Source organism: Streptomyces sp. NPDC058240, assembly GCF_042882135.1.
Taxonomy (GTDB): Bacteria; Actinomycetota; Actinomycetes; order Streptomycetales; family Streptomycetaceae; genus Streptomyces.
On record NZ_JBHVWT010000020.1, the window covers coordinates 77,034 to 100,745 of the forward strand.

The following is a 23,712-nucleotide window of genomic DNA, read 5'->3' on the forward strand; positions in this document are numbered from 1 at the left end:
GGCTGCCCTAGAGGTTGTTCTCCTCCGGTTCGCCGACCGTCTGCTCCGACCAGATGACCTTGCCCGTCTCGGTGTAGCGGGTGCCCCAGCGTTCGGCGAACTGGGCGACGAGGAACAGGCCCCGGCCGCCCTCGTCCGTCGTCGCCGCGTAGCGCAGGTGCGGTGAGGTGCTGCTGCTGTCGGACACCTCGCAGATCAGGTTGCGGTCGTAGAGCAGGCGGACCTCGATGGGAGCCGTGCCGTAGCGGACCGCGTTGGTGACCAGTTCGCTCAGGATCAGCTCGGTGGCGAAGGCCTCCTCCTCCAGGCCCCGGTCGGTGAGCCACTCGGCGACGTTCTTGCGGACCCCGGCGACGGCCGCCGGATCGGTGGCCACCGCCCATTGCGCGACCTGGTCCGGATCGAGCGTGCGGGTGCGGGCCACGAGCAGGGCGACGTCGTCGTCCGGCTGATCGTTCAGCAGTGCGTCGAGCACGTCGTCGCAGGTCTCCTCCGGTGTCCGGTCGCGGCTGGCGAGCGCCCCGCGCAGCAAATCGAGACCGGCGTCGATGTCCCGGCCCCGCCGCTCGACGAGACCGTCCGTGTAAAGGACCAGGCGGCTCCCCTCGGGTACGTGGAACTCGGCCGCCTCGAAGGGCATGCCGCCGATGCCGAGGGGAAGTCCGGTCGGGACCTCGGGACACTCGACGGTGCCGTCCGGCAGCACCAGCACGGGCCCGGGGTGACCGGCCCGCGCCACCGTGCAGTTCCCGGAGACCGCGTCGTAGATCGCGTACAGGCAGGTGGCTCCGGCGATCTCGAGATCGCCCTCTTCGGTTTCGTCCCGGTCGATCCGGGCCACCAGCTCGTCGAGATGCCCGAGGAGTTCGTCGGGCGCGGGGTCCAGCGAGGAGAAGTTGTGGACGCTGGTGCGCAGCCGCCCCATGGTGGCCGCGGCGTGCAGCCCGTGCCCGACCACGTCGCCGACGACCAGCGCCACCCGGGCACCGGACAGCGGGATCACATCGAACCAGTCGCCTCCGACCCCCTCGTACGCTGGCAGATAGCGGTGGGCGACATCGAGGGCGTTCTGCTCGGGCAGGACGCGGGGCAGCAGACTGCGCTGCAGCGTCACGGCCATTGCATGCTCCCGCGTGTAGCGGCGGGCGTTGTCCACACCCACCGCGGCCCGTGCCACCAGTTCCTCCGCGAAGGACAGGTCGTCGTCGTCGAACGGTTCCGAATCGCCCGAGCGCCAGAAGTTGGCCATGCCCAGGACGACGCCGCGCGCGTGCAGCGGCACCGACATGAGCGAGTGGTACCCCTGCTCCCTGATCCGCTCGGCCACGTCGGGATCCCAGTTCCGCCAGCCCAGCTTCGTGAAATCGCTCTTCAGATCGGCATCGTCGCTGTGCACGCGCATGGCCCGGGTCCGGGTGGGGACGAAACCCACCGCATGGCCGACCGGGTACAGCGGATGGTTCGGGCGGACCGCCGCGACGGCGGTGCGGCGCATCTCCAGCGTGCCGCCCTCCGGTGTGACCGGTTCGTCCCCGCGCAGTACGGGGTCGGCGAGGTCGACCGTCGCGGCGTCGGCGAAGCCGGGGATCGCCACGTCCGCCAGCTCCTGCGCCGTCCGGGTCACATCGAGCGTGGTGCCGATCCGGGCACCGGCCTCGTACAGGAGCAGCAGTCGTTCGGTCGCGAATTCCGCCTGTCCCGTGACCGCGCGGAGTTCGGTGGTGTCCCGCAGGCTCACCACGGCGCCGGGCGGGCCGCCGTGCGTGTCGGTCGGACGGAGACTGACGGCCAGCAGCCGGTTGCCGGCCCGCAGCACCTCGTCCGTGACGGTGCGGCCGGAGACGAAAAGTGCGGTGGTGCCGGGGTCCAGCCCGAGGTCCGCGACCGCCCTGCCCTCGGCGTCCGGGGGCAGGTCGAGGAGTCTGCGGGCCTCGTCGTTGGCCAGGGTCAGCCGGTCGGCCTCGACGATGAGGACGCCCTCGCGGACCGCGTGCAGCACCGCGTCGTGGTGCTCGTACATCCGGGTCATCTCGGCGGGTCCGAGCCCATGGGTCTGACGACGCAGCCGTCTGCTCAGCAGCGCCGCGCCGCCCGTGGTGAGCGCGAGGGCGACCACCGCGGCGCCCGCGCTGAGCGGGATGGAGCGGTCCGCGACGCTGTTCACCGACTCGACGGAGACCCCCACCGAGACCAGGCCGGCGACCGAGCCGTCGGGCCGGGTCACGGGCACGACCGAGTTGACCGAGGGCCCGCGGGTTCCGCTGAAGGTCCGGGTGAACCCGTGCCCCGCCAGTGCCTCCTTGTAGGGACCGACGATGTGCTTGCCGATCAGTGCGGGATCGGGGTGGGTGTAGCGGGTGCCCTGGGGGCCTGCCACGACGACGTACTCGACATGGGTGAGTCTGCGGACCTCCTCGGCGCTCTGCTGCAACAGCGCGGTGGGGTCCTTGCTGTCCAGCGCCGGTACGATCCCGGGCGAGTGGGCGAAGGTCTCGGCGACGCTCAGGGTGTGGCCGCGGGCCACGGCCATGCTGTCGCGGCGGCCCTGCACGACCAGCGCGACCGCCCCTGCCGTGACGAGCAGCAGTACGAGACCGACGACGAAGCAGAAGACCTGGCCGGCCACGGTGCGCACGCCGAGCAGGGAGCGCAGTCCGCGGCTCGGGGACCGATCGGTCAGGCCCCGGCCGGACGGCGCGGGGGCCGCCTGGCCCGAGCGTCCTCCATCGTGCCGATGTGATCGCCGGACGGAGCGACGCAGCCGCGCCCGGAATCGGCCGATACCAGACATAACTTCAGGTCTAGCATGAATCGCACCTGCCCGAGAGGTCGCTGGTCAGCGGCTCAGAACCCGCCCCCGTCGAATCCACCGCCGCCCCCGAAGCCGCCGCCGCCCCCACCGTCGAAGCCCGACGGGTCGAAGTCGGACCCGGAGAAGTCGCCGCCGCTCCAGTCCCCGCCGGAGCCGAAGTCGCCGCCGCCGTACTCCGCCGCGTACGCGGGACTCGACAGCATGGAGCCGAGCACCGTGCCGACGAGCAGGCCGGGGAGCAGGCCGCCGCCGAAGTAGCCGCCCGCCCAGGGACCGTACGCCGGACCCGCCTCCCAGTACGGGCGGCGGCCGTCGCCGGTGTCGACGGTGCGGCTCAGCGGCTCCTCGCCCTCGCGCAGCCGGAGCTCGTCCGCCGCGCAGACCGGGACCTCGCGCGCCGCGCCGTCGGACGGGGACCACCGGACGTCGGCGACCGAGGGGCCGTGGCGCGGGTCGAAGAAGCACGGCGGGCGGCGGGCCGGCAGTTCGCCACCGGTGCGGCGGGCCTCCAGTACGGCGAGGGAGAAGCGGCCGTCCTCCAGGGCCCGGGTGACCCCGCGCACGTCGGACGGATGCCGGGCCCTGTCCATCCGGGTCTTCGCGGTCTCGTACGAGTCGAGGGCCCGCTCGTAGTCCGCGCGCATGTTGTCGTCGGCGCCCGGTTCGGCCGGGTGGAAGTCGAGCCGGTCCAGGGTTTCGCCGTACGCGGTGATGTCCTCGTCCACGACGACCCGGAGCTTGTCGAGGGCGGCCCGCTCCTCGGTCTCCTTGCGCCTCCGGTTGCGGCGGACGAGCGCGTAGGCCGTGCCGCCACCCAGCACCAGGACCGCGCCGGCCGTGATCAGCCCGACGGCGGACGAGGTCCCGCCGCCCCCGGACGAGCTGTCCCAGGAGGCGGGGGCGCTGCCGCGGGCCTGCTCCACGGCCCGGTCGACGAAGGCGTTCAGCTGCGTCGCGGCGTCCGTGTCCGCACCGGGCGTCTTCACCGCGGCGGTGAGGTTGTGGACCGCTCGGGTGGACATCACCTGGGGGTCGGCGCCCGCGTCGAACCCGTTGCCGAGGCGGACCGCGTAGACGCCGGTGATCCCGGTGTCGGTGCGCAAAGTGGTCAGCAGGGTCTTCGCGGGGAACGCGGAGGTCGGCGGCAGCACCGCCACGAGCACGGGCTTGTCGGCGTCCTTGATCTTCTTCGTCAGGGCGGCGGCCTGGCCCGGTGAGAGCTGGTCGGACGCCGCCGGGTCGACGTAGACCGGGCCCTTGCGCAGCGCCTGTGCGACGTCGTCGACGGTGGACGCGGCGACGGTGGATGCTCCCGCCCGCGCCGGCGCGCCGGGTGCCGTACCGAGGACGGCCGCCGCCAGGATCAGCAGCAGGCCGGCCGGCATGGTCGGGAACAACCTGTTCCGCATACTTCGAAGCTAACCCGGATGGGTGACGCGTGCGACAGCCGTCGCGCGCGGTCCTCACCGGCTCCGGGTGAGCCGGATGGTGTCGCGGTACCACTTGGCACTGTCCTTGAGCGTCCGCTCCTGTGTGTCGTAGTCGACGCGGACGATGCCGAACCGCTTGTCGTAGCCGTAGGACCACTCGAAGTTGTCCATCAGCGACCAGGCGAAGTAGCCCCGGACGTCGGCCCCCGCGGCGCGGGCCGCGGCGACGGCGGCGATGTGGTCGGCGAGATAGGTGGTGCGGTCGGCGTCGTGGATCTGCCCGTCCTCGGAGACGGTGTCGTCGAACGCGGCGCCGCTCTCGGTGATGACCGTAGGGACGCCGTACTCCTTCTCCAGACCCACCAGCAGGTCGGTGAGGGCGGTGGGGGTGATCTCCCAGTCCATCGCGGTACGCGGCAGGTCGCGCTCCACGCCGCGGGTGACCGGCAGCCCCTCGGCGTCCACCGGGGAGCCCTCCTCCGTGACGCCGGAGAAGAGGGTGCCGCGGTAGAAGTTGACGCCGAGGATGTCGATCGGGGTGGAGATGACGTCCAGGTCGCCGTCCCGGACCGGGAGCTCCGCGTTCCGCAGGGCGAGGTCGGCGACGACGTCCTCGGGGTAGGCGCCCTTGACCAGCGGGTCCAGGTAGAGGCGGCGGCCCGTCCCGTCGGCGCGGCGGCAGGCCTCGGCGTCCTCGGGGCTGTCGGTCTCGGGGGTGGCGGTACCGAGGTTGAGCGTGATGCCGAGTTCGAGTTCGTTGCCGCGGGCGGCGGCCGTCTCGCGGATGTACCGCGCGGCGAGGCCGTGGCCGAGGAGCAGATGGTGGACGGCCCTGATCGCGTCGCCGAAGTCCTGCCGGCCGGGTGCCTGGTTGCCGTACGCGTAACCGAGCATGGCCGAGCACCACGGCTCGTTCAGCGTCGTCCAGTGCTTCACCCGGTCACCGAGCGCGTCGTAGGCGAGCGCGGCGTACTCGGCGAAGCGGTGGGCGGTGTCGCGGGCCGGCCAGCCGCCCCCCGCGGTGGAACCGCTGATGTCGCCGGTCTCCAGCTCCTGCGGGAGGTCCCAGTGGTAGAGAGTGATCCAGGGGGTGATGTCCCTGGCCTCCAGCTCGTCGACCAGGCGCTTGTAGAAGTCCAGCCCCTTCGCGTTGGCCGGTCCGCGCCCGCCCGGCTGGATGCGCGGCCAGGACAGCGAGAAACGGTACGTGTCGACACCCAGGTCCGCGATCAGCCGCACGTCCTCGGGCATCCGGTGGTAGTGGTCGCAGGCCACGTCGCCGTTCTCGCCGCGGACGACCATGCCGGGCACCCTGCAGTACGTGTCCCAGATGGACGGCGTCCGGCCGTCCTCGGCGGCGGCGCCCTCGATCTGGTAGGCGGCGGTGGCGACCCCCCAGCGGAAATCGGCGGGCAGGCCGGGGACGGCCGCGGCGGCGATCTCGCGCGCGTATTCCTCGGGGGTGGTGACGGGGGTGACGATGTTCATGGGTCTCCTGTGGTGTACGTCGGTCGCTACGAGCGGATTGCGTCGGCCGCTACGAGCGGTGTGCGTGGGGTCGCTGCGGGCGTGCGGGCGTCGCTACGAGCGGGGGGTCGCGGTCGCCGCCGTCGCCGGTACCGGCCGGTGGAGCCAGCAGGCCACCGTGCGGGAGCCGTCCGCGCCCGGCGCGGCGAGCACCGGGACATGGGTGGCGCAGGCGTCGAGCGCCTTGCCGCAGCGGGGGTGGAAGGCGCAGCCGGCCGGCATCGCGGACAGGTGCGGGGGCGAGCCGGGGATGCCGGTGAGTTCGCGGCGGGCGCCGTGCAGCGCCGGGAAGGAGTGCAGCAGCCCGTCGCTGTAGGGGTGGCGGGGGTCCTGGTAGATCGCGGAGGCACCGGCCTCCTCGACGATCCGGCCGCCGTACATGATCGCGATCCGGTCCGAGAATTCGATCAGCAGCGAGATGTCATGGGTGATGAAGACGACCGAGAAGCCCAATTCCTCGCGGAGTCTTACCAGTTGGCGCAGGATCTGGCGTTGCATGACGACGTCCAGGGCCGTCGTCGGCTCGTCCATGATGACGATCTCGGGCTCCAGCGCGAGCGCCATCGCGATCATCACGCGCTGGCGCATCCCGCCCGAGAGCTGGTGCGGATAGGCGGCGAGCCGGTCGGTGGAGATGCCGACGAGTTCCAGCAACTCCTTTGCGCGGGCCGTCCGTTGGGGCCGTTTCATGTCCGGGCGGTGGGCCCGGAGCACGTCGGTGAGCTGGCTGTGGACGGTGTGCACCGGGTTGAGCGAGTTCATCGCGCCCTGGAACACGATCGACAGCTCCTGCCAGCGGAAGGCCCGCAGCTCGGCGGCCGACAGGGCCAGCAGATCGAGCGCCTCGCCGTCCCGCCGGTGGTAGTGGACCTCGCCGCCGGTGATCACCCCGGGCGGCGACAGCAGCCGGGTCACGGCGTACGCCAGCGTCGACTTGCCGGAGCCCGACTCGCCCGCCAGGCCCAGGACTTCGCCCCGGTGCAGGGTGAGGTCGATGTCGCGCAGCGCGTGCACGGCGCCGCCCCCGGTCCCGTAGTCCACGTTCAGCCCGCGGACGGTGAGGACGGGCTCGCTGCCGCTCATGAGCGGGTCTCCTTGTCGTGCGTACCGCGTGCCGGGGATGCGTGTGACACGGATGCGCGCGCCACGGGGGTGAAGCCGACCCGCATCCGGACCTTCCCGGACGCGCCGGACTCCGTACGCAGGCGCGGGTTGACGAACTCGTCGATGCCGAAGTTGATCAGGGCGAGCGACATGCCGAGCAGGGCGATGCAGAGCCCGGCGGGGACGAACCACCACCACGCGCCCTGGGCCAGGGCCTGGTTGGACTGCGCCCAGAACAGGACGGTCCCCCAGTTCCAGTCGGAGATGTCGGCGACGCCGATGAAGGCGAGGGTGATCTCGGAGAGGATCGCGAAGATCACGGTGCCGACGAAGCCGGAGGCGATGACGGCCGTCAGGTTCGGCAGGACCTCGAAGAAGATGATCCGCCAGGTCGACTCACCGGTGGCGCGGGCCGCCTCGACGTAGTCCCGGCGGCGCAGCGACAGCGTCTGGGCGCGCAGCACCCGGGCTCCCCAGGCCCAGGAGGTGAGGGCGATGACGGCGGCGATGAGCAGATCGCCCGCGTCGGAGACGAAGCTGGCGATGATGATGATCAGCGGCAGTCCCGGGATGACCAGGAAGACGTTGGAGAGCAGCGAGAGCAGCTCGTCGGCCGTGCCGCCGAGGAAGCCGGCGCTGACCCCGATCAGTACGGAGAGGATCGTCGCGAGTATCCCGGCGACGAAGCCGACGACCAGGACTCCCCGGGTGCCGACGAGAATCTGCGAGAGCACGTCCTGACCGGTCTGTGTGGTGCCGAACCAGTGGGCGCCGGAGGGTGGTTGGAGCAGTTGGTCGCTCATCGTGTCGGGGTCGTACGGGGCGATCCACGGTCCGACGACCGCGATCACGACGAAGAAGGCGAGGATCCCGAGACCGACGACGGTCTTGCGGCCGCGCAGAAAGCGCAGCCTGCGCCTGCTGGGCGCCGGGCTCCCGTTCGGGTCGGTCCCGGCCGGGTCGGTCGCGGCGACCTCGGCGGTGGTGACGGCCATGTCCTAGGCCTCCCTTCGGGTACGGGGGTCGAGGACCATGTAGATGACATCGGCGAGGAGGTTCGCCGCGAGGACGGAGAGGGTGATGATCAGGAAGACGCCCTGCATCAGGGGGTAGTCCTTGGCGCCCACGCCCTGGAAGAGCTGGTAGCCGATGCCGGGGTAGGAGAAGACCATCTCCACCAGCAGGGTGCCGCCGACGATGAAGCCCAGCGAGAGGGCGAAGCCGGAGATGTTGGGGAGGATCGCGTTGCGTGCGGCGTACCCGAACATCACCCGGCGCTCGGAGAGCCCCTTGGCCTGGGCGACCATGACGTAGTCCTCCGAGGACACCGTCACCATCATGTTCCGCATGCCGAGGATCCAGCCGGCCACGGCGCTGAGCACGATGGTGAGGCCGGGCAGCGCCCCGTGGTAGAGCGCGCTGGAGATGAACGGCCAGTCGAAGGCGGGCACGAGCGAGCTGTCGTAGCCCCCGGCAGCCGGGAAGAGCGGCCACTTCACGGCGAACAGGGCGATGGCGATGAGCCCCAGCCAGAAGTACGGGATGGCCGAGATGAAGGTGGTGACGGGCAGCAGGCTGTCCATCCAGGAGCCGCGCCGCCAGCCGGTGAAGACGCCGATGCCGGTGCCGAGCAGGAAGCTGATCAGCGTGGTGATGCCGACGAGCGCGAGCGTCCACGGCAGCGACTGGGCGATCACCTCGCTGACCGGTGTCGGGAAGAAGGTGAAGGAGAGACCGAGGTCGCCGTCGAGCAGATGCGACCAGTAGTCGGTGTACTGCTGCCAGAGCGACTGGTGCTTGTCGAGGCCGAAGAGCGCCTTGAGCGAGTCGACGGCGTCGGTGTCGAGCTGGCCCTGGAACCGGGAGAGCAGCGCCTGGACCGGGTCGCCCGGCATCATGCGCGGGATCAGGAAGTTGATGGTGATCGCGGCCCAGGCAGTGACCAGGTAGAAGGCGAGCCGTTGGAGCAGATATTTCACTTCGCGCTCTCCTTCCGGTGCTCGTCGGCTGATTCCGCACCGTCGGCTGACTCCGCACCATCAGCTGTTTCCGCGCCGTCCGCGTACAGCCAGCAGGCCGCCCACTGGCCGCCTTCGAGGTCGAAGCGGGGCGGCGCCTCGGTGCGGCAGCGCTCCATGGCCTTCGGGCAGCGGGGGTGGAAGCGGCAGCCCGCGGGCGGGGCGATGAGCGAGGGCGGTTCGCCGCTGCCGGTCTCCTCCTGTTCCGCCTCGGCGACCACCCGGTCCGGGTCGGGCGCCGAGGCGATGAGGAGCTGGGTGTAGGGGTGGGCGGGGCGCTGGGTGACCGTCTCGCTGTCCCCGCCCTCGACGATCCGGCCCGCGTACATCACCAGCGTCGTGTCCGCGAAGTAGCGGGCCGACGCGATGTCATGGGTGATGTAGAGGATCGCGAGGCGCAGCCGGTCCTTGAGGTCCTTCAGCAGGTTGAGCACGCCGAGCCGGATCGAGACATCCAGCATCGAGACGGGTTCGTCGGCGAGCAGGACCTGGGGATCGGCGCCGAGTGCGCGGGCGATGGCCACGCGCTGGCGTTGTCCCCCCGAAAGCTCGTGCGGGAACTTGTCCAGGTACTGATGCGGAGGCGTCAGCTGGACACGGTTCAGCAGGGCGGTCAGGTTCTCTTCCAGTTCCGCCTTGCCGCTGCCCGCCCGGCCGTGGATCCGCAGTGCCCGGGTGAGGTGGTAGCGCACGGTGTGCACCGGGTTCAGTGAGGCGAACGGGTCCTGGAAGATGAGCTGGACCCGGCGTACGTAACCGCGGAAGGAGCGGCCCCGTCCGGCCTTCACGGCCGTGCCGTCCAGCAGGATCTCGCCCTCGGTGAGCGGATGGAGCCGGGCGAGCAGTCTGGCCACGGTGGACTTCCCGGAGCCCGACTCCCCCACCAGCGCGGTGACCGTGCCGCGCCGCAGTTCCAGCGAGACGTCGTCGACGGCGTGGACGGTGCGGCGTCGGCCCGCGAGGAGGTCGCGTCCGGTGCGGCGTACGGGGAAGTGCTTGGTGACGGAGCGTGCTTCGAGCACGACATGGTTCTGTGCGGGCTGTTTCGACATGGCCGGTCCCTGTGTCCCGTATCCCTGGCTCTACTTGGCGGGCTGGAGCTTCAGCACGATCTGCAGCGCGGACGGCTGGGTGTGCTGCGGCGGGGCGTACGGGTCGGCCTCGGTGGGCCAGCCCACCCAGTTCTTCGTGGAGTACTCGGCCCCGATGGGGGCGGCGGCCGTCGGGATCAACGGCGCCTGCTCGACCATGATCTTCTGGAGGGTGTTCATGGCCTCGGTGCGGGCGGAGTCCTCGGTGGCGCTCGCGAAGTCCTTGAGCGCCTTGGTGGCCTCGTCGCTCTTGAAGCGGCCGAAGTTGCCCTGCTGGGATGCCTTGCCGACGGGCTGGAGCAGCGCGCCGTCCATGATGTTCTGGTACATGTCGTACGGGGTGGCGCCGCTGTTGGTCCAGTGCAGGGTGGCGTCGAAGTTGCCGTTCGCGACGTCCGCGCCCCAGGCCTCGGCGGTCTGCGTCTTGACCTTGGCCTCGATGCCGAGCTGCTTGATGTTGTCCTTGATGATCGCGAGACCGGTGATGTAGTCGTTCCAGCCGGCCGGGTCGGTGAAGGTGAGCTTCACCGGCTTGCCGTCCGGGTCCTTCAGTACGCCGCCGCTGAGCTCGAACCCGGCGTCGGCGAGGATCTTCTTGGCGCCCGCCACGTCCGGTTCGGTGGTGGCGCTCCTGTACTCGGGCGCGAGGAAGGACTCACCGGCGGGCAGCGGGATGCCGGTCGGGTTGGTGATCTCCGGGTAGAGCGTGGCCTCGGCCTGGGTGTGGATCGCCTTGCGGTCGACGACCATCGCCATGGCCTTGCGCAGCGCCGGGTTGTCGAAGGGCTTGCGGGCGGTGTTGAACCACAGTCCGTGGATGCCGAGCCCGGAGGGGAACCACAGCTTGTGGTTCCTGGGGTCCTTGCTGATGAACAGCTGCTTGTAGTTGGGCATGAAGACGAACGACCACTCGACCTTGCCGTTCGCCAGCGCCGTGGTCGCCGCACTGTTGTCGTTGTACGCGGTGTAGCGCAGCTCCTTGACCTTGGTCGCGCCCTTCCAGTACGTGGGCGTGGCGGTCAGCGTGGTGGTCTGCGGGGTGAACGTCTTGAGCTTGTACGGGCCCGAGCCGACGGGCGTGCGGTTGGGCCAGGTCTCGGGGTTCTTGACGCCTTCCCAGATGTGCTTGGGCACGATGAACTGCTGGATGATCTTGTTCTGGTTGACGTACTGGGACTCCTTGAAGGTCAGCACGACCTGCTTGCCCCGCACCGCGATCCCGTCGAAGGGGATGCCGTTCCAGTTGAGCGCCGTGTGCTTCTTGAGCAGGTCGAAGGTGTACGCGACGTCGTCGGCGGTCAGCGGCTTGCCGTCGGCCCACTTGGCCTTGGGGTCGAGGGTGAAGGTGACCTTGGTGAAGTTGGACTCCCACTTCCAGTCGGTCGCCAGCCACGGAGCGGCCTTGTCCGCGGGCCGGATCTGGTTCGTCATGGCGAGGGGCTCGTAGATCATGTAGCGGTAGCCGAGCGTGGCGCCCGCCGAGGTGTTCAGGAACGGGTTGCTGTTGTCGGTCTGCGGCCCGTCCGGCTTGCCCAGGGTCAGCACGCCGAAGGCGCCGCCCCCTTTGTTGGCACCCGAGTTGGCGGACGAGCAACCGGCGGCGAGCGCGACCACGGCGGTGGTGATCGAGAGCGCTCTCAGGATGGCGTGACGTCGTGCGGACATGGCGACTCCAGGAGGTACTGCGGTCGGGGAGATCCGGAGGATACGGAGGAGCAGGCGGCCGGAGGCTCCGGCCGGACCGCTACGGCGCCGAGCGGCGCACGACCAGTTCGGTGGGCAGCACGACCGGTGCGTCGGGTACCGGCGTGCCGCCGAGGTGGGCGAGCAGCATCCGTGCGGCCGTCTCACCCATCCGCCGGGTGGGCTGGCGCACGGTGGTCAGGGGCGGTTCGGTGTGTTCGGCCATCGGGATGTCGTCGAAGCCGACCACGGCGATGTCGTCCGGCACCGACCGCCCGGCGGCGCGCAACGCCCGCAGCACGCCTGCCGCGCTGATGTCGTTGTGCGCGAAGACCGAGTCGAACTCAGCGCCGGAGGCGATGAGTTGCTCCACGGCCAGCCGGCCGCTGCGTTCGGTGAAGTCGCCGTGGACGACGAGATCGGTGGGCAGGACCGTACGGAATCCGTCCAGCCGGTCACGTACGCAGCCGAAGTGCTGGGGACCCGTGATGACCAGGGGTCTGGCGCGTCCGGCGGCGAGCAGATGCCGGGCGGCGCTCGCGCCCCCTTCGCGATTGGTGGTCACGACGGAGGGGAACTCGGGGTGGTGGCCGCGGTCGTCGATCAGCACGATCGGCAAACCGCCGCGGTGCATCGCGGTGAGGTGGTCGAGGGTGTTCTCGGGTTCGACGACCAGGAGCCCGTCGAAGGCGCGCGCCGACACCTGGCCGGTGAAGCGCTGCACGGACTCGGCGCCGCGATTGCAGGTGAAGAGCAGGAGCCCGTAGTCGGCGGCCTCGACGGTGTCCACGACGCCCTGGAGCACTTCGCCCATCCACGGCCAGGTGAGCGAGGGCACCAGCATGCCGACCGTACGACTGCTGCCACGGGCCAGTCCGACGGCACCCGAGCTGGGCACGTAGCCGAGCTGTGCGATCACTTCACGAACGCGGGCGGCCGTGGAACCGTCCACTTCGCCCTTGGTGTTGATGACCCGCGACACGGTCGTCTTGCTGACGCCGGCCACACGGGCGACATCGGCCATGGTGACACGCATCGGGGCCTCCGGGGCAAGGCATGACGGACAACTGGAACCGGTACCGCAACCGGTTCCGGAACCGGTACCGGCGTTGCGGCGTGAGTTAACCCCGCCGGAACAGTGCCGTCAATACTTCACACCGACATTGGTCCGTACCCATCCGGGACCTCATCTCCTGTGCGGGCGAGGCATGTTGTTCGTTCACTTCCTGAACGCGCACTCTTGACGCGACCGGCTCGGAAGCGATTCACTCTCGGCTCGATCGACAACTGCTCCCCCAACGACAGCCGTTAGTGTGACCGGATGACAGAATTCGGCGTCCTCGGCGACCGCACGGACTGGCAGAAGGACTTCGAGCGGCGGCTACGTGCCTCGTACGCGGCGGCCGGGCTCGGTGTGCCCGCGGCGGAGCGCATGCTCGAAGGCGTGCGCGAGAGCATCGGCGGCTGGACCGTCGCCGAGATCACGGACACCGGGACCCGCGTGGGACACGTCGCCGTGGTCGTGTCCGACGACAACGGTGCGCTCGCGGGCCGTATCGGCGACCTTCACGTCGACGCGCCCCACGCCGCCCGGGGGCACGAACAGGCCGCCCGGGTCTGGGCCGAGGGATGGTGCGCGGAGCGCGGCGCGGGCCGGATCGACATACGGCTCACCGAGCTCGCCGGAGAGCTGTTCGACGGTTACGGCGTCCGCGGCCAGATCAGGGCGCGGCGGGTCGCCTCCCCGCCGGAACCGTCGGCGACGTCACCGCCCGGCCGATGACGCAGGCCGAGTATCCCGAGTGGCTCGCCTCCGAGAAGGCCTCCTACGCCGGCGACATCATCCGGGCCGGAGCCCTGAACCACGAAGAAGCCGTGCTCAAGTCCGACCGCGACTTCGCGCAGCTGCTCCCCGACGGCCTGGCCACACCCGACAACACGTTCCTGGTGCTGGAGGCGGCGGGCGAGCCCATCGGCACCGGCTGGTTGAGGCACGGGCACCTTCCGGGGGTCACGTACGGCTACTCGCTGCACGTCCAGGAGCGGCACCGCGGCAAGGGATACGGCCGGGCGGCGATGTCGGCCGGCGAACAGGCGACGCTCGCGGCCGGCGACTCGACGCTGATGTTCACCGTGTGGGGCGGCAACGAGGTGGCCATGAACCTGTACACGAGCGCCGGTTACCGGGTCGTGGAGGAAATGCGCTCCCTCGCCCTTCCGCGCTCCGCCGCCTGAGCGGCACGACCGGTCCGGCGGGCCCACGGCGAACGTGCAGTGGGCCCGCCCCCGCCCGCACTACTCCGTGGGCTCGATCCCCGCCCGCAGCAGACCGTAGGTGTACGCGTCCTCCAGCGCCTGCCAGGACGCGGCGATGACGTTCTCCGCGACGCCGACCGTCGCCCAGTCGCCGACGCCGTCGCCGGTGGTGATGAGGACTCGGGTGGTGGACTCGGTGCCGGTGCGGCCTTCGAGGATGCGGACCTTGTAGTCGATCAGCTCCAGCTTGGCGAGCTGGGGGTAGATCCGTTCCAGGGCGACCCGCAGCGCCCGGTCGAGGGCGTTGACCGGGCCGTTGCCCTCGGCGGTGGCGACGATGCGCTCGCCCTTGGCCCAGAGCTTCACGGTCGCCTCGTTGGCGTGCGTGCCGTCGGGGCGGTCCTCGACGATGGCGCGCCAGGACTCGGTGCGGAAGTAGCGGCGTACCCGGCCCTCGGCCTCGGCGCGCAGCAGCAGCTCGAAGGAGGCGTCCGCGGCCTCGTACGTGTAGCCCCTGAGCTCGCGCTCCTTGACCCGCTCGACGACGCGGCCGACGAGCTCGCGGTCGCCTCCGAGGTCGATGCCGAGCTCCTTGCCCTTGAGCTCGATGGAGGCGCGGCCCGCCATGTCGGAGACGAGCATCCGCATGGTGTTGCCGACCAGGGCGGGGTCGATGTGCTGGTAGAGGTCGGGGTCGACCTTGATCGCGGAGGCGTGCAGTCCGGCCTTGTGGGCGAAGGCGGAAACACCCACATAGGGCTGGTGGGTGGAGGGGGTCAGGTTGACGACCTCGGCGATGGCGTGCGAGACACGGGTCATGTCGGCGAGCGCGCCCTCGGGCAGGACGGTCTTGCCGTACTTGAGCTCCAGGGCGGCGACGACCGGGAAGAGGTTGGCGTTGCCGACCCGCTCGCCGTAGCCGTTGGCGGTGCACTGGACGTGGGTGGCGCCCGCGTCGACGGCGGCGAGGGTGTTGGCGACCGCGCAGCCCGTGTCGTCCTGGGCGTGGATGCCGAGCCGGGCGCCGGTGTCGGCGAGCACCGTGGAGACGACGGCCTGGACCTGGGCGGGAAGCATGCCGCCGTTGGTGTCGCAGAGGATGACGACATCGGCGCCGGCCTCGGAGGCGGCGCGCACGACGGCCTTGGCGTACTCGGGGTTGGCGCGGTAGCCGTCGAAGAAGTGCTCGCAGTCCACGAAGACCCGGCGGCCCTGCTCGCGGAGGTAGGAGACGGTGTCGACGACCATCTCCAGGTTCTCTTCGAGGGTGGTGCGCAGCGCGAGTTCCACATGGCGGTCGTGGGACTTGGCGACCAGCGTGATCACCGGGGCGCCGGACGCCAGCAACGCCTTGACCTGGGGGTCCTCGGCGGCCTTGCCACCGGCCCTGCGGGTCGCGCCGAAGGCGACCAGCTCGGCGTTCTTGAACTCGATCTCCTGCTGCGCGCGGGCGAAGAACTCGGTGTCGCGGGGGTTGGCTCCGGGCCAGCCGCCCTCGATGAAGCCCACGCCGAAGTTGTCCAGGTGCCGGGCGATGGTCAGCTTGTCCGCGACCGTCAGGTTGATGCCTTCACGCTGGGCCCCGTCGCGCAGTGTGGTGTCGAAGACATGGAAACTGTCGTCGGTGACCTTGGCCTTGGTGGTCATGCTGGTCTGACTCCTGTCGGATGAGCGGATCCGGACGATCTGGCTCCACTTGCCCCCATCATCCCGCGCGCGTCTCGCCCCGGCCGAGGTGAGGGCCGGAAAACGAAAAAACCCCTCGCGGGTGCGAGAGGTCTGCGCGCGGGTCTGGGGCACGGTGGCCGTGCCGCACGTGGTGGTGCGGAACGGTCACTGCGGACCGGCGCGCCTGCTGCCAATAATCATGACGGACGAGGACACGGAAGCAGTCTTGCACAGGGCCGCCTCCGTGCCCCGCCCCGTCTCAGGATGCGGGCGTGACGCTGGTCGCTCCGGACGGCTCCGCGCTTGCCCGGTCCGCGTCCTTGGCGCCGACCCGGCCCAGGTCGATGTCGCGGGTCTCGCGCATGGTCAGGTAGACGACCAGGGAGACCGCCGCGCAGCCCGCCACGTACCAGTAGAAGCCGGACTCGATGCCCGCCTTCTTGAACCAGAGCGCCACGTATTCGGCGGTGCCGCCGAAGAGCGCGTTGGCGATGGCGTACGGGAGGGCGACGCCCAGGGCACGGATGCCGGTCGGGAAGAGCTCCGCCTTCACACAGGCGTTGATCGAGGTGTACCCGGTGACGACGACCAGGGCGAGCAGCGCCAGGCCGAAGGCGGGCCAGAACGTGCCCGCGTGCTTGAGCATCGTCATGATCGGCACGGTCAGGAAGGTGGATCCGACGGCGAAGGTGATCAGCAGCGGGCGGCGGCCGATCCGGTCGGAGAGCATGCCGGCCAGCGGCTGGATGCACATGAAGACGAACAGGGCGCAGAAGCTGACGAGCGAGGCGGTGGGCTTGTCCATGCCGGCACTCTTGGACAGGAACTTGGAGAGGTAGGTCGTGTACGTGTAGTACGCGACGGTCCCGCCCATGGTCAGCGCCATCACCAGGAACGCCTCGCGCTTGTGCCGCCACAGCGCCTTCAGCGTGCCGCGGTCGTCCTGCTCGGCGGCGCCGGACTCCGCGTACACCTCGGTCTCCAGCATCGAGCGGCGCAGATAGAAGACGATCGCGGCACCGAGCGCACCGACGATGAACGGGATGCGCCAGCCCCAGCTGTGCAGGGCCGCCTCGGACATGTTGCGTTGCAGCACGATCTGGAGGCCGAGACCGACCAGCTGTCCCGCGGTCATGGACACGTACTGGAAGCTGGAGGCGAAGCCGCGCCGATCGGGTGCGGACGCCTCGGTGAGGTACGTGGCGCTGGCGGCGTACTCGCCGCCGACGGACAGGCCCTGGAGCAGCCGGGCCACCAGCAGGACGGCGACACCGCCGTACCCCGCGACGTCGTACGTCGGCGCGATGGCGATGAGGATCGCGGAGGCCGACATCAGAGTGACGGTGAGGGTGAGCGCGGCCTTGCGGCCCCTGCGGTCGCCGATCCGGCCGAGCAGCCAGCCGCCGACCGGCCGCATGAAGAAGCCGACGGCGAAGATGCCCATGGTGTTCATGAGATTGGCGGTCTCATTGCCTTCGGGGAAGAACGAATCCGCGAAGTAGACCGCGAAGGTCGCGTACACGAACCAGTCGAACCACTCGACCATGTTGCCGGCCGAACCGACCCAGATTTTCTTCCACTGCTCTCGTCCCATGGTCCGTCACCGTGCCCGAACAGCAGGGATCGGAACAAGGGCGCAATGCGCAACGATCGCGCGTACTTACGTGCGTTTCGTTCACGGCCCGGCGGCCGCTACCGGACGGTGAGCGAGTCCTCGATGAACTCCCCGACCTGCGCGAGGACTTGGGAACGGCCGGTGCCGGGGAGGCCGACCGCGACATGGACGCTGAAGCCGTCGAGCAGGGCACGCAGCCGGGTCGCGAACCGTTCGGCGTCGACGGAGCGGAACTCCCCCGCCGCCGCGCCTCCGTCCAGCAGGGCCACCAGGTCGCGGTGCCAGGCGTCCTCGATGGCTGCCTGCCGGGCGCGCGCGTCGTCGTCCGCGTTCTGCGAGCGGTTCCACACCTCCAGCCAGAGCGTCCAGTGCGGATCGCGGTGGCCGTCGGGGAGGTACAGGTCGATGTACCCGTCGAGCCGTTCGCGGGCCGTCCCCGGCCCCGACAGCAGGGCGCGCCGCTCCGCGCCGAGCCGTCCCTCGCTCCACTCCAGGGTCTGGAGCAGGAGCTCGTCCTTGGTACGGAAGTAGTAGAGGAGGTGTCCGCTGCTCATCTGGACCTCACGGCCGAGTCCGGCCATGGTGAGGCCGTCGAGCCCCCGTTCGGCAATGGTGGCCATGGCGGCGGCCAGCAGTTCCTCGCGGGGCGGGGCGGTGTTGCGACGGCGTGGAGCGGGGGGCACGGTTCAGACCTTCGGCTGCTGCTGCGTGATGCAGTGGATGCCTCCACCGCCGGCAAAGATCGTACGGGCGTCGACGAGGGTCACCGTACGGTCGGGGAACAGCTCGCCGAAGATCGCCGCCGCTTCCTTGTCGCGCGGGTCGTCGAAGGCGCAGAGGACCACGCCGTCGTTGCAGAGGTAGTGGTTGATGTAGGAGTAGTCGACCCACTCCCCGTCGGCCTTCAGCACGGTGGGCGCGGGGACCTCCACGACGTTCAGGGAGCGGCCCCTGGCGTCGGTGGCGGCGCGCAGGATGCGGACGGTCTCGCGGGTGATCTCGTGGTCGGGGTGGGCCGGGTCCGGCTGGACGTGGGCGACGACGGTGCCGGGGCGGGCGAAGGCGGCGACGATGTCGACATGGCCGAGGGTGCCGTACGTGCCGTAGTCACCGGCCAGTCCGCGCGGCAGCCAGATGGCCTTCTCGGTGCCGAGCCGGGCATGGATCTCGGACTCGACCTGCTCGCGGGTCCAGTCGGGGTTGCGCTCCTTGCCGAGCTGGACGGTCTCGGTGAGCAGTACGGTGCCCTCGCCGTCCACGTGGATGGCGCCGCCCTCGTTGACCAGCCGGGAGCTCCGCACGGGTACGTCGGCGAGCTCGGCGACGGAGCGGGCGATGTGCTGGTCGTGCTCCCAGCGGGCCCAGCCCTGGGCGCCCCAGCCGTTGAACGTCCAGTCGACGGCGGCCAGTTGCTGTCCGTCGGTGACGAAGGTGGGGCCGATGTCCCGCATCCAGGCGTCGTCGAGGGGGCGGACGGCGAGCTCGATGTCCGGGCCCAGGAGCGCGCGGGCGCCGTCCTCCTGGCCGGGTCCCACCACCATCGTGACGGGTTCGAAGCGGCGCACGGCGCGGGCGACGGTGGCCCAGGCGGCGCGGGCCTCGTCCAGCTCGGCGTCGGTGTCGAAGGTGGGGTTGGGGCCGGGCCAGGCCATCCAGGTGCGTTCGTGCGGGGCCCACTCGGGCGGCATGCGGAAGGTCACGGGGGTCCTTAGAGGAAGTAGAGGCGGTTGAGGGAGACGGAGTCTGCGGGCTCGGAGCGCAGCGGGTCGCCGTCCAGGGTGACCAGCCCGCTGCGGGCGTCCACGGCGACCTCTCCGGTGCGGGAGTTGTGGATCAGGTCGCCGGGGCCGATGCCCCGGGTGCCGTGCACGCCGACGCGGCGGCGGCGGGTGGGCATCGAGTCCGCGCCGAGCTGGGTCGCCGCCTGCGAGACGAAGGCCACGGAGAGATCGGCGGCGGTGGCTCCGTACGCCCCGAACTGCGGTCCGAGGACCAGGGGTTCGCAGGTGTCGGTGGCGGCGTTCGGGTCGCCCGTGACCCCGTACGCGGGGAAGCCGGACTTCAGTACGAGCTGCGGCTTCGCGCCGAAGAACTCGGGCCGCCACAGCACGATGTCGGCGAGCTTGCCGGTCTCGATGGAGCCGATCTCGTGCGCGAGGCCGTGGGCGATGGCGGGGTTGATGGTGAGCTTGGCGATGTAGCGCAGCACCCGGGCGTTGTCGTCCGCGGGGCCGTCGCCGTCCATCGGGCCGAGCTCGGCCTTCATCTTCCCCGCCATCGCGAAGGTGCGGCGCACCGTCTCGCCGGCCCGCCCCATGCCCTGCGCGTCGGACGAGGTGATGCCGATGGCTCCCAGGTCGTGCAGCACGTCCTCGGCGCCCATCGTCCCGGCGCGGATGCGGTCGCGGGCCATGGCGGCGTCGCCCGGCAGGTCGGTCTTGAGGTCGTGTACGGAGACGATCATCCCGTAGTGCTCGGCGACGGCGTCCCGGCCGAAGGGCAGCGTCGGGTTGGTTGACGAGCCGATGACGTTCTCGACGCCCGCCATCTTGAGGACGTTGGGGACGTGCCCGCCGCCGCAGCCCTCGATGTGGAAGGCGTGGATCGTGCGGCCCTCCAGGACGCGCAGGGTGTCCTCGACCGACAGGCACTCGTTCAGCCCGTCGCTGTGCAGGGCGACCTGTACGTCGTGCTCCTCGGCGACCCGCAGCGCGGTGTCCAGGGCGCGGGTGTGGGCGCCCATGTCCTCGTGCACCTTGAAGCCGCAGGCCCCGCCCTCCGCGAGCGCCTCGACCAGCGGAGCCTGGTGGGAGGACGAACCGCGGCCCAGGAAGCCGATGTTGACCGGCCAGGCGTCGAACGCGTTGAAGGCGTGGCGCAGGGCCCAGGGCGAGTTGACGCCGACGCCCCAGACCGGGCCGAACTCCTGGCCGATGATCGTGGTGACGCCGGAGGCGAGCGAGGCCTCCATGATCCGCGGCGAGAGCAGATGGACGTGGGTGTCGACGGCGCCCGCCGTCGCGATCATCCCCTCGCCGGAGACGATGGTGGTGCCCGTGCCGACGACGACGTCCACGCCGTCGAGGGTGTCCGGGTTGCCGGCCCGGCCGATCGCGGAGATCCGGCCCTCGCGGATGCCGATCGACACCTTGCGGATGCCCTGCACGGCGTCGATGACCAGCACATTGCTGATGACGACGTCGCAGGTGTCGCGGACCGCGGCGGCCTTGAGGTGCAGCCCGTCGCGGGCGGTCTTGCCGAAGCCGGCGAGGAACTCCTCGCCGTACTGCTGCGCGTCGGACTCGACGCGGACGGTCAGCCCGGAGTCACCGAGCCGGACCCGGTCCCCGGCACGCGGGCCGTGCACGGAGGCGTACTCGTACGGATCGATGCTCATCGTTCAGCTCCCAGATATCCGCAGGCCGCGGCGCGACGCAGGGCCTCTTCGCGTGCGCCGGGGGCGTCCAGCGGGCCGTCGACCAGGCCCGCGAAGCCGATCGCGATCCGGTCGCCGCCGATGGGCACCAGACCCACCTCGACGGTTTCGCCGGGGCCGAAGCGGACGGAGGACCCGGCGGGGACGCAGAGCCGCATCCCGTAGGCGGCCGCGCGGGCGAAGTCGAGCCGGGGGTTGGCCTCGAAGAAGTGGAAGTGCGAGGTCACGGAGACCGGCACGGTCGCGGTGTTGTGGACGGTCAGCCGCACCGCGGGCTCCGGCTCGGGCGTGGCGGGCCCGGGGACGACGGCCCCGGGCGCCTCGTCGCCCAGCCCGTCGCCCAGCGGCCGGGAGACCACGGCGAGCCGCGAGCCGTCGTCGAAGACGGCCTCCACATGGACCTCGGTGACGACATCGGCGACGCCCGGCAGCACGTCGGCGGGGCCGAGCACCGACCGGGCGGCCTCGATGGCCTCGGCCAGCCGGCGCCCGTCCCGGGCGGCCTCGCAGACCGTGTCCGCGATCAGCGCGGTCGCCTCGGGGACATTGAGCTTGAGCCCCCGGGCGCGGCGGGCGCGGGCCAGTTCGGCGGCGCCGAAGAGCAGCAGCCGGTCACGTTCCGTCGGAGTCAGTCGCACGTCTCCACACCTCTCGGTTAGAGCAGCACTCTAACTCATGGTTAGAGCGGCGCTCTAAGAATGTGAGAGGGCACACTCCGGAAAGCTGGCGGACGTGTCCGGGCGCATACGAAGGCCGCGCCCGGCGGTCGCCGGCTCCCGCGGGGTCCCGCCGGTGCCGGCCCGGCTCAGTCGCGGCGGATGAGCTCCGGATCGATACGGCGCCCGACCAAGGGCCAGGTGCCCACCGTCGCGAGCACGAGGACGCCGGCCATGGCGGCCACCAGCAGGGGGACCCCCGCGCCGTCCCAGAAGATCTCGCCACCGCCCGTGATCAGGTAGGCGGACTCGGCGGCCTTGCCTGCCACCAGCGCGAGAACGAGACCGAGGGCGAGCGGCAGGAGCACTTGTGTGCACTGGACCAGCCGCAGGGTGCGCGCCCGGGCTCCGAGCAGGGAGAGCGCCGTCACCTGCGGGCGGCGTTCCACGGCCCGGTCGGTGACGGAGACAAGGAACGCCGCGACGCCGATGACCAGACCCATCACCATGCCGAGCGCGAGCAGTGTCTCGATGACGGTGATCTGCCGGAGACCGTCGATGTTGATGCCGGCCGGGTCGACATCGGCGGTCGGTGCGATGGCGCCGATACGGTCGAGGACCGCGCGCACACTCGCGGGGTCGGAAGCGCCGGCGAGGACGAGCCTGCCGGAGACCGGCTTCGCGTGCGCCGGGAGCGCCGAGGGGGGTACGAGCAGGCCGGGACTGGGCATGTTGGTGACATCGAAGCCGTCGAACAGCACGGTGGCGCGCGGCACTTCGACCTTCAGTGAGGTCTGCCGCCCAGCCGCCGTCAGGAGGAAGGTGGAGGTGGTGAGCGGCTGATCCGAGACCTGCGGGTCGCTGAGGCGGAGCACCTTGCCCTCGACGCAGCCCTCGGCGTGCCGAACCAGCTTCGCGAACTGGGCGCAGGTGGCGACCAGAGCCGGGGCCTGCGCGTCGGACGCGGCATCGGGATCCGTCCGCGGCTCCATGACGAGGGCGTGCGCGGCCACGCCGGGAATGTCGCGCAGTCGCCGCTGCTGGTCCTCGGTGAGCCGGGACTGCGACAGGCTGTACTCCTGCGACGGCGAGTCGTTGTGGGTGATCTGGCGTTCCTCCACCAGGACGCCCTGGGCGAGCGACGCGGAGAAGACCAGCAGGACCAGGCCGGTGACCACACGCATGGCACTGCCGGGTTCGACTTCGTTGCGCCGCATGGCCATGCTGAGCGCGAGACTGCCCGACCGGGCGAGCCGCCTGGCCAGCGCGTACGAGAGCAGCGGCATCACCATGACGAGTCCGGCCCCGGTAAGCAGCACGCCCGCGGGAACCAGGAGGGAGTTCATACCGGTGCTCTGCGCCGGGTGGTCGGTGAAACCGGTCGCGCAGTATCCGGCGACGAGGCCGAGCCCGGCAATGAGCAGGAGGCCGCCCCAGAGGCGGGGCGCGCGCGGCGCCGCGGTGCGCCGGGTACTGAGCGGGTCGGCCGCCGCCGTGCGGGCACTGGCCCGGCCGACGAACCAGGCGAGGGCCGGACAGCCGATCAGACAGACAGCGATGGTGGAGGCGGACAGCGAACCGTCGTCCGGATACCACTTGAGGCCGGGCAGTCCGGTCCTGGCCATGATCTGGTTGAGCACCCAGAACTCACCGAGACCGAGTGCGGCACCGAAGAGCGCCGCGACCACGGTCTCCGCCGCGTTGACGCGTTGCGTGCCCCTGCGGCTGAGGCCGAGCAGACGCAAGGCCGCGAGGCGCCGGTTGCGGCTGGCCGCCGAGAGCTTGGCGCAGACGGAGAGGAAGACGGCCAGGGGCAGCAGGACGAGCGCGGCGAGCGTGAAGCGCAGGATGTCGAGGGTGGAGGCTTCGACGGCCGTGGTGGGGGGATGCTCGGAACCGAAGCTCTTCAACGCGCGTGCCTCGGGGCCGAGTCGATCCCTGCTGGTGCCGACGTAGGCGTACAGCTCGTTGGGATCGGTCAGACCGGCAGGCCCGATCAGGCCCTCTTCCCGGCCGGGCAGCAGTCCCCTCAGCCCGGGCTCGCGCCGGAGCTGATCGCGCAGCGCGGGAGAGACGAACACCTCGCCGGGGCCCGGCAGCGCGCTCAGGCCGGGTGGCGGCTCCGGGTTGTCGTCCGTGCCGCGCGCGACGAAGACACGACTGAACGGCTTGGAGCCGTGCGGGTCGGAGCGCTGGAGCACGAGAGTGGGCTGCCCGGCCTTCCTGCCCACGAAGACTTGGGGTTCCCGGTCGGCGGATCGGCCGTCGTGGGCGTCGAGGATCGCCGGGATAGTGAGGACGAGTGCGAGGCAGCACACCCCGAGCGACCCGCCCAGCACCATCAGCAGGAATCGCGCCCGGTTGCCGCGCCCGGATCCGAACAGCAGCCGAAGGCCGAGGCTGAACTCCCTCATGA

18 protein-coding genes are annotated in these 23,712 nt (G+C 70.8%); 2 read left to right on the forward strand and 16 right to left on the reverse strand.

The annotated features are described in order from the left end of the window. Window positions 1-7: 7 nt before the first annotated feature. The 9 genes from ACFVX4_RS26875 to ACFVX4_RS26915 form a co-directional block, all read right to left on the reverse strand. On the reverse strand, window positions 8-2,644 hold the full coding sequence (locus tag ACFVX4_RS26875) for a SpoIIE family protein phosphatase (protein WP_389981657.1): 2,637 nt from the start codon (window positions 2,642-2,644) through the stop codon (window positions 8-10). A 200-nt stretch (window positions 2,645-2,844) separates the two neighbouring features. Continuing rightward, the gene (locus tag ACFVX4_RS26880) at window positions 2,845-4,221 is read right to left on the reverse strand and encodes a hypothetical protein (RefSeq protein WP_389981594.1); all 1,377 of its coding nucleotides are present in this window, start codon (window positions 4,219-4,221) and stop codon (window positions 2,845-2,847) included. Window positions 4,222-4,275: 54 nt separating this feature from the next. Then, a complete protein-coding gene (locus ACFVX4_RS26885) occupies window positions 4,276-5,730 on the reverse strand; it encodes a GH1 family beta-glucosidase (RefSeq protein WP_389981596.1) in 1,455 nt (484 codons plus the stop codon). Between the two features lie 93 nt (window positions 5,731-5,823). Beyond that, on the reverse strand, window positions 5,824-6,852 hold the full coding sequence (locus ACFVX4_RS26890; protein WP_389981598.1) for an ABC transporter ATP-binding protein: 1,029 nt from the start codon (window positions 6,850-6,852) through the stop codon (window positions 5,824-5,826). Next, window positions 6,849-7,868: an ABC transporter permease gene (locus tag ACFVX4_RS26895; RefSeq protein ID WP_389981600.1), complete on the reverse strand. Its 1,020-nt coding sequence runs from the start codon at window positions 7,866-7,868 to the stop codon at window positions 6,849-6,851. Before ACFVX4_RS26895 ends, ACFVX4_RS26890 begins: the two co-directional genes overlap by 4 nt. A gap of 3 nt (window positions 7,869-7,871) precedes the next feature. After that, window positions 7,872-8,852, reverse strand: a complete 981-nt coding sequence (locus ACFVX4_RS26900; protein WP_389981602.1) for an ABC transporter permease — start codon at window positions 8,850-8,852, stop codon at window positions 7,872-7,874. Then, entirely contained in the window at window positions 8,849-9,943 is a 1,095-nt protein-coding gene (locus tag ACFVX4_RS26905; RefSeq protein WP_389981604.1) for an ABC transporter ATP-binding protein, read from the reverse strand. Before ACFVX4_RS26905 ends, ACFVX4_RS26900 begins: the two co-directional genes overlap by 4 nt. A 30-nt stretch (window positions 9,944-9,973) precedes the next feature. Continuing rightward, window positions 9,974-11,647 carry an ABC transporter substrate-binding protein gene (locus tag ACFVX4_RS26910; protein WP_389981606.1) on the reverse strand — a complete coding sequence of 558 codons (1,674 nt, stop codon included), beginning with the start codon at window positions 11,645-11,647 and terminating at the stop codon, window positions 9,974-9,976. Between the two features lie 79 nt (window positions 11,648-11,726). After that, window positions 11,727-12,701, reverse strand: a complete 975-nt coding sequence (locus ACFVX4_RS26915; RefSeq protein ID WP_389981608.1) for a LacI family DNA-binding transcriptional regulator — start codon at window positions 12,699-12,701, stop codon at window positions 11,727-11,729. A 285-nt stretch (window positions 12,702-12,986) separates the two neighbouring features. On the opposite strand from ACFVX4_RS26915, the gene ACFVX4_RS26920 reads away from it, so the two are divergent. Both ACFVX4_RS26920 and ACFVX4_RS26925 read left to right on the forward strand, forming a co-directional pair. Continuing rightward, window positions 12,987-13,448, forward strand: a complete 462-nt coding sequence (locus ACFVX4_RS26920) for a hypothetical protein (RefSeq protein ID WP_389981610.1) — start codon at window positions 12,987-12,989, stop codon at window positions 13,446-13,448. Beyond that, window positions 13,445-13,900 (forward strand): GNAT family N-acetyltransferase, encoded by a 456-nt coding sequence (locus tag ACFVX4_RS26925; RefSeq protein ID WP_389981612.1) that lies wholly within the window; start codon window positions 13,445-13,447, stop codon window positions 13,898-13,900. The genes ACFVX4_RS26920 and ACFVX4_RS26925 overlap by 4 nt, the downstream gene beginning before the upstream one ends. A 60-nt stretch (window positions 13,901-13,960) precedes the next feature. On the opposite strand, the gene cimA is transcribed toward ACFVX4_RS26925, so the two are convergent. The 7 genes from cimA to ACFVX4_RS26960 all read right to left on the reverse strand — a co-directional run bounded on the left by cimA (window position 13,961) and on the right by ACFVX4_RS26960 (window position 23,710). Then, on the reverse strand, window positions 13,961-15,568 hold the full coding sequence (gene cimA, locus ACFVX4_RS26930) for a citramalate synthase (RefSeq protein ID WP_389981614.1): 1,608 nt from the start codon (window positions 15,566-15,568) through the stop codon (window positions 13,961-13,963). A gap of 280 nt (window positions 15,569-15,848) precedes the next feature. Continuing rightward, window positions 15,849-17,183, reverse strand: coding sequence for an MFS transporter (locus ACFVX4_RS26935; protein ID WP_389981616.1), 1,335 nt, complete (start codon window positions 17,181-17,183; stop codon window positions 15,849-15,851). Window positions 17,184-17,281: 98 nt separating this feature from the next. After that, window positions 17,282-17,887: a TetR/AcrR family transcriptional regulator gene (locus ACFVX4_RS26940; RefSeq protein ID WP_389981618.1), complete on the reverse strand. Its 606-nt coding sequence runs from the start codon at window positions 17,885-17,887 to the stop codon at window positions 17,282-17,284. 3 nt (window positions 17,888-17,890) lie between these two features. Next, window positions 17,891-18,892: an agmatine/peptidylarginine deiminase gene (locus ACFVX4_RS26945; RefSeq protein WP_389981659.1), complete on the reverse strand. Its 1,002-nt coding sequence runs from the start codon at window positions 18,890-18,892 to the stop codon at window positions 17,891-17,893. Between the two features lie 20 nt (window positions 18,893-18,912). Further along, complete coding sequence (locus ACFVX4_RS26950; protein WP_389981620.1) at window positions 18,913-20,601, reverse strand: urease subunit alpha; 1,689 nt, start codon at window positions 20,599-20,601, stop codon at window positions 18,913-18,915. Continuing rightward, a complete protein-coding gene (gene ureA, locus ACFVX4_RS26955; RefSeq protein WP_389981622.1) occupies window positions 20,598-21,278 on the reverse strand; it encodes an urease subunit gamma in 681 nt (226 codons plus the stop codon). The genes ACFVX4_RS26950 and ureA overlap by 4 nt, the downstream gene beginning before the upstream one ends. 167 nt (window positions 21,279-21,445) lie before the next feature. Then, window positions 21,446-23,710, reverse strand: a complete 2,265-nt coding sequence (locus ACFVX4_RS26960; protein WP_389981624.1) for an FtsX-like permease family protein — start codon at window positions 23,708-23,710, stop codon at window positions 21,446-21,448. Between the last annotated feature and the right edge of the window lie 2 nt (window positions 23,711-23,712).